The organism is Actinoallomurus acaciae, assembly GCF_042429965.1.
GTDB classification, from domain to species: domain Bacteria; phylum Actinomycetota; class Actinomycetes; order Streptosporangiales; family Streptosporangiaceae; genus Actinoallomurus; species Actinoallomurus acaciae.
The window spans coordinates 1-6387 of the sequence record NZ_JBHLZP010000460.1 but is presented as its reverse complement, the minus strand read 5'-3'; the positions used below and the strand labels follow the sequence as shown (position 1 = coordinate 6387).

General features: G+C 72.4%; 6 protein-coding genes and 1 riboswitch. Of the genes, 1 reads left to right on the top strand and 5 read right to left on the bottom strand.

Translation table 11 applies throughout. From position 1 onward, the window contains the following. Positions 1–629: 629 nt before the first annotated feature. From ACFFNX_RS38520 to thiO, 5 genes are all read right to left on the bottom strand, one after another. Positions 630–1493 carry a deoxyribonuclease IV gene (locus tag ACFFNX_RS38520; protein WP_378211045.1) on the bottom strand — a complete coding sequence of 288 codons (864 nt, stop codon included), beginning with the start codon at positions 1491–1493 and terminating at the stop codon, positions 630–632. Between the two features lie 144 nt (positions 1494–1637). Then, positions 1638–3611: a Stk1 family PASTA domain-containing Ser/Thr kinase gene (pknB, locus tag ACFFNX_RS38515; protein WP_378211044.1), complete on the bottom strand. Its 1974-nt coding sequence runs from the start codon at positions 3609–3611 to the stop codon at positions 1638–1640. A gap of 80 nt (positions 3612–3691) precedes the next feature. Continuing rightward, on the bottom strand, positions 3692–4465 hold the full coding sequence (locus tag ACFFNX_RS38510) for a thiazole synthase (RefSeq protein WP_378211043.1): 774 nt from the start codon (positions 4463–4465) through the stop codon (positions 3692–3694). 2 nt (positions 4466–4467) lie between these two features. Then, positions 4468–4668 carry a sulfur carrier protein ThiS gene (gene thiS / locus ACFFNX_RS38505; RefSeq protein WP_378211041.1) on the bottom strand — a complete coding sequence of 67 codons (201 nt, stop codon included), beginning with the start codon at positions 4666–4668 and terminating at the stop codon, positions 4468–4470. A gap of 52 nt (positions 4669–4720) precedes the next feature. Then, on the bottom strand, positions 4721–5839 hold the full coding sequence (thiO, locus tag ACFFNX_RS38500; RefSeq protein WP_378211040.1) for a glycine oxidase ThiO: 1119 nt from the start codon (positions 5837–5839) through the stop codon (positions 4721–4723). Further along, positions 5829–5940, bottom strand: a riboswitch (TPP riboswitch). It overlaps the preceding gene by 11 nt. A gap of 64 nt (positions 5941–6004) precedes the next feature. Between thiO and ACFFNX_RS38495 the strand changes: the two genes are divergently transcribed. Further along, a partial coding sequence (locus ACFFNX_RS38495) for an FAD-dependent oxidoreductase (protein WP_378211039.1) occupies positions 6005–6387 on the top strand: 383 nt, incomplete at its 3' end.

Sequence of the window (6387 nt, the reverse complement as noted above, 5' to 3'; positions counted from 1 at the left end):
GCCGATCTCCTCCTCGAATGTGGTCGGCGTCCGCATCTCCGCCGCCGCGTTCGAGCCGCTCCGCGTTCGCGGGCATCGACCACGCGCTGCGCCTTCCACGGGCCGCGTGCGGCAGAGGTCCACACGTCAATGGACGCCGCAGGCGCGGTGAATCATGACACGGCTCCAGGACGCACCCCGCGCCCGAGGCCGGTGCGGGCCCCTGGGCGCTTCTGTCGGCCGACGTGCCGCAGCGGCGGCTCGCCGGAGCCCTGCCGCCGCGCCCTGACCCAGCGAGGCCGCCTCCGCTCCGGCCGTCGTGGCCGCCACCTGTTCCCCGGCCTCTTTGAACCCCGCCGTTCGTCGCACCGGAGCGACCGCTCAGACCGCTCTTACCGAACGCATACCGCCGACTACGAACCGTTTACCGAGGCAAGGGCTTTATGGGTTTCGCCGCAGGACGTACGGACCCTAGTGTTTCGGCACAGCAACGTTCTCGGGACGGCCGCCAGGCTCCGACTCGGGGGGGTGGAGGCCAGGCGGCGGCGCCTGGGTGCTGCTGAACGGTCGGGGGGTTGTTCAGCGGCACCCAGGCCTTTTTTCGTCCTATGAGACCCCGAGAGCCCGCGATGGTTCCGCCCTCGCGGGGGTCAGCGGTCGCGCAGGGCCTTCAGGGTCTCCACGTCCGCGCGGTGTGGTTCGGGGGCGCGGCCCGGGGTCTCGATCACGAGGGGCACGCCCCGGCTCACCGGGTGGCGGAACAGCTCGGCGAACGGCTCGGCTCCGATCCGGCCCTTGCCGATGTTCTCGTGCCGGTCCTTGGCCGAGCCGCAGGCGTCCTTGGAGTCGTTCGCGTGAATCAGCTTCAGCCGGTCGGCGCCGACCGTCGCCGCCAGGGCCTCCAGGGTCGCGGCGACGCCGCCCGGGGCGGCCAGGTCGTGACCCGCCGCGAACGCGTGGCAGGTGTCCAGGCACACCCCGGCACGCGGGTGGCGGTCCACGGTGTCCAGGTACGGGCCGAGGTCCTGCACGGTCGCGCACAGCATCGCACCCTGCCCGGCCATCGGCTCGAACAGCAGGTCGGGGCCGTCCGGCGGGATCTCGTCGAGGAGCGGGAGCAGGTGTTCGCGCAGCTGGCGTACTGCGACCTCGCGCGGCTGGGACACCGCCGAGCCGGTGTGCACGACGACGCCACGGGCGCCGATCGCGGCACCGCGTACGAGCGAGTGCCGGATCGAGGCCACCGAGCCGGCGACCGTCTCCGGGTTGGGCGACCCGATGTTGATCAGGTACGGGGAGTGCACGAACACCGGCATGCCGGTCCGCTCGCCGTGCTCCCGCAGTTTGCGGTCCTCGGCCTCCTTACCGGCCGCCAGCGCCCACCCGCGCGGGTTGCTGACGAAGACCTGGATGGCCTCGGCACCGATCTGCGCCGCGTAACGCAGCCCACCGGTGGCCAGGCCACCGGCCACCGGTACGTGCGCCCCGACGGGGCTTGTCAGCTGCGCAGTCATCGCCGCGCCAGCCTAGTCGCTGCGACGGCCCCGCTCACGACAGGGCCCGCCGCACCGACCGAAACCGAACGACGCCGGTCCTAGGGCGTGTAAGGAAGACCGCACGCGCGGCTGTGAAAATCCACGACCCAACCGGGACAGGCTCTAGTGCCAGATGGTGATCGTGGCGCCGTGGGGCTGTGGGGTGCCGGCCGGAGGATTCTGGCCGGTGACGATGTCGCGGCCGCCGCCCTTGCTGACCTTCACCTGGAAGCCGTTCTGGCGCAGGAGCTGCCGCGCTATCGAGATCGGCTGTCCCGTCACCTGGGGTACCGCTCCCTGGCCGCCGTCGTTGTCCTTGCAGAACGGGTTCCACCACTGGCACTGGCCCTTGGTCACCGTCACCTGCACCGCGTCGCCGCGGTTGACCTGCTGGCCCGGCGGCGGGTTCTGGCCGATGACGATGTTCTCCGGCTGGTTCGGGGCCGGGTCCTGCTCCTGCCACTGGACGTTCAGGCCCAGCTTGGTCAGGGTCGCGTTGGCCTGGTCGCGGGGCATGTTGACGAGGTTGGGCATCTTGATGCCGCTGCTGACCACCAGCGTCACCGGGTCGTCCGGGTTCTGTGACGTGCCGGCGGCCGGCCTGGTCTTGATGACGTAGCCGCGCGGGATCGTGGTGCTGTCCTGCTGCACCTGGTCGCCGGGCTGCAGGCCGGCGCTCTGCAGCCGCTGCTTGGCCTGGTCGAGCGGGAGGTTGTGCACGTCCGGGATGTCCACGGGCTTCTTGCCCCTGGAGAACACCAGCGTGAGCACGGTGCCCTTCTTGACCTCCGTGCCGACCTTCGGCTGGACGTCGGCGACCATGTCCTTGGGGATCTTCGGGTCGTAACGGGAGTCACCGTGCTTGACCTTCAGGCCGATCTTGGCGGCCTCGACGCGGGCCTGCTCCTCGGAGAGGCCGACGAGCTTGGGCACCCGTTCGGTGTTGCCGACCGTCACGGTCCACACCACGCCGCCGATGAGCAGCACCACCACGACGGCGGCGGCGATCACCGCGTACAGGCCGGGCGGGCGCAGGAACCGGTGCCGCGGCGGCGGGGGCGGCGCTCCGGGGTCGGGCTGGGTGTGCTCGTCCCGTGGGATCGCCATCGTGTGCGGCCGCATCATCTGCGTGCCGGAGCCGGCCGGTGCCGGGAGCGCCTGTGTCGCCCCCTCCGGGAAGGAGCCCGCCGAGGGGCTGGGCATGGGCGTGGTGACCGGGCTGACGTTCGCGAGGGTCTCGTCGATGTCGCGGGGCAGCGTGCGGTAGACCTCGCCCGCCGCGGAGTGGAAGTGGACCGCGTCGGAGGGGCGTCGCGCCGGATCCCGGTTGGTCGCGCTGGCCACGAGGGCGTCGATCTGCGGCGGCAGGCCCGGGATCACGCTCGACGGCAGCGGCACGGCCTCGTTGACGTGCTTGTACGCCACGGACAGCGGCGTGCCGCCCTGGTGCGGCTGACGGCCGGTCAGCAGCTCGAACAGCATGATGCCGGCCGCGTAGACGTCGGTACGGGTGTCGGCGTCGCCGGAGATGACCTGCTCGGGGGCGAGGTAGCCGACGGTGCCGATGAGCATGCCGGTCTTGGTCTGCTTGCTCGCCGACTCCGCACGGGCGAGGCCGAAGTCGGCGACCTTGATGCGGCCGTCGGCGTTGAGCAGGACGTTCTCCGGCTTGACGTCACGGTGGATCACACCGGCGCGGTGCGCGGCGCCCAGCGCCGCGAGCACCGGCTGCATGATCTCCAGCGCCTCGCGTGGTCCGAGCCGGCCGCGCTCGGTCAGCAGCGCGCGGAGCGTGCGCCCGGGGACGTACTCCATCGCCAGGAACACGTGGCCCTTGCTGGTGCCCTGGTCGTACACGGCGACCACGCTCGGGTGCGACAGCGCCGCGGCGTGCTTGGCCTCGGCGATGAAGCGCCGTACGAACTCCTCGTCGCCGACGAGGTTCGCGTGCATGACCTTGAGGGCCACCGTGCGATCGAGTTTCGTGTCATGGCCGACGTAGACCGTGGCCATGCCGCCCTGGGCGACTCTCGACTGGACGCGGTAGCGCCCATCGAGCACCTGCCCGACGAGCGGGTCTGCAACCGACGTATCCATCAGGGAGGAGTGTATTCGTGTTCAAACGTGATACTCGCCGCCAGTACGAAGGAAAGCATCGATCCTTGACCGGATCGAGATCAACCGCTCGAGCTGAGCCCCTGCCACGGGGACGACGCCTGGGCGTACCGCCGCTTGGGGATGCGGCCGGCGAGCCGGGCCATCCGGCCGGCCGTGACGGCGTGCCGCATCGCCGACGCCATCAGGGCCGGTGACTGCGCGCGGGTGACCGCGGTCGCGAGCAGCACCGCGTCACAGCCCAGCTCCATCGCGAGCGCCGCGTCGCTGGCCGTGCCGAGCCCCGCGTCCAGGACGACCGGCACCTGCGCCCGCTCGACGATCAGCTCGATGTTGTGCGGGTTGCGGATGCCCAGGCCCGAGCCGATGGGGGAGCCGAGCGGCATCACGGCCGCGCAGCCGGCCTGTTCGAGCCGGTGGGCGAGCACCGGGTCGTCGTTGGTGTACGGCAGCACGACGAATCCGTCGTCGACGAGCTGCTCGGCCGCGTCCACCAGCTCGATCGGGTCCGGCAGCAGCGTCCGCTCGTCGGCGATGACCTCCAGCTTCACCCAGTTGGTCTCCAGCGCGTCGCGGGCGAGCTTGGCGGTGAGCACGGCCTCGCCCGCGGTGAAGCAGCCGGCGGTGTTCGGCAGCACCCGGATGCCGCAGCGGCCGAGCACGTCGAGCACCGAGCCGCGGGAACCGGGGTCGACGCGTCGCATCGCGACCGTCGTCAGCTCGGTGCCGGACGCGGTCAGCGCCTCCTCCAGGACGTTCATGCTCGGCGCGCCGCCGGTCCCCATGATCAGCCGAGAACCGAACGTCTCTCCCGCGATGACGAGCGGGTCGTCCATCGTCAACCTCCCTGCACGGCGGTCAGCACCTCGATGCGATCCGCCTCGCGAACGATCGTGGTCGGCCAGTCGCCGCGCGGGACGACCTGGTCGTTGAGGGCGACGGCCACGCCGGCCGGCGCCCGCGTCACGGAGGCGACGACGCCCGCGACGGACGCGCCCTCCTCTGCCTCGTGCTCCGCGCCGTTCACAGTGATCTTCATGGTCTCCTCGCGTTCACCGGTCGCTTCGCCCTTCTCGCTCGCGCCTGCGGGGTCACTCCTGGAACCGGCCGGGTGAGAACGGCCGGGCGACCTCGGGCATCGCGCCGGTCGCCAGCACCTCGGCCATGACGTCTCCGGTGACCGGCGCGAGCAGCACGCCGCCGCGGAAGTGGCCGGTGGCCAGCAGCAGGCCCGGCAGCGCGCTCGCGCCGAGCACCGGGGCGTTGTCCGGCGTGCCGGGCCGCAGACCGGCGCGCACCTCGGCGAACTCCAGCTCGGTGATGCCGGGCAGCAGCTCGCGGGCGTCGCGCAGCAGCTCCCAGACGCCGCCCGCGGTGACCGTCGTGTCGAAGCCCATCTCCTCCTGGGTGGCCCCGACGACGACCTCTCCGTCGGCCCGCGGCACGAGGTAGACCGACGAGCCGCGTACGAGGCCGCGGACGCACCGGCCCAGGAACGGTGTCGTGCTCCGCAGCCGCACCACCTGGCCCTTGACCGGGCGTACCGGCGGCAGCGCGCCGTCCGGCACGCCCTTGACGTCCTGGCTCCACGGCCCGGCGGCGAGCACGACCTGGTGTGCGCGGAGCACGTCACCGCCGTCGAGGCGGACGCCCGCGGCCCGTCCGTCCTCGGTCAGCACCTCCGCGACCCGCTCGCGTACGAGCGTGCCACCGAGCCGCTCGACGGCGGTCAGCAGCGCGGACGTGAGGCGCCGCGGGTCGATGGAACCGTCCGCCGGGGCGAGCAGGCCGCCGCGTACGGAGGGCGCGAGCATCGGTTCCATCCGCCGGCACTCGCGGCCGGTGAGCGTCTCGGCCGGGATCCCGAGCGACTCCTGGTAGCGCCGCAGCTCGCCCAGGAGCGCGAGGTCGTCGGAGTCGAGGGCGACCTGGAGCGTGCCGTCGTCGCGGAAGCCCGTGTCGTGCCCGGACACCTCCTCCAGCTCCGCCACGAACGCCGGATAGCGATCGCGTGAGGCGCGGCCGAGGTGCAGGAGCGCCTCCTCGCCGTAGGAGAGCTCACTGACGGGGGTGAGCATCCCGGCGGCGACGTAGGAGGCCTTGGCGGCCGGTTCGGGGTCGGCGACCGTGACGCGCAGGCCGCGTCCGAGCGAACGCCATGCCGTCGCCAGCCCGATCACACCGCCGCCGATGATGACCACGTCGTCCACTCTGGCGCTCCCTTCGCCGGCATGACCCGGATCAGGTTCAGCGGTCGGCGGCCCCATGCCGCCCTCTCAGCCCGGTTCGCCGGGCTCCCGCGCTGGGATCTCTCTCGGGGCGTTCCACAGGCTCGCGGTACGCGGGGCCTGTGAAGCACCCCTAGCCTACGTCGTATGGAGCGCGTGATCGTGGTGGGTGGCGGACTGGCCGGGCTGCGGACGGCCGAGGCCCTGCGGGCCCAGGGGTACGCCGGCGGTCTCACGATGGTGGGGGCCGAGCCGCACGTCCCGTACGACCGCCCGCCGCTGTCGAAGGCCGTGCTCCGGGGGGAGACCGGCGACACGACCGTCGCCGCCGACTTCGACGCGCTCGGCTGCGCGACACTCCTGGGGCGCCGCGCGACGAGCCTGGGCGAGGACCTGGAGACGACCGAGGGCCCACTCGCCTTCGACGGGCTCGTCATCGCGACCGGCGCGACGCCGATCCGGCTGCCCGGCGACGGCCCGCAGCACGTGCTGCGCACCATCGACGACGCCCGTGCGCTCCGCTCCGCGCT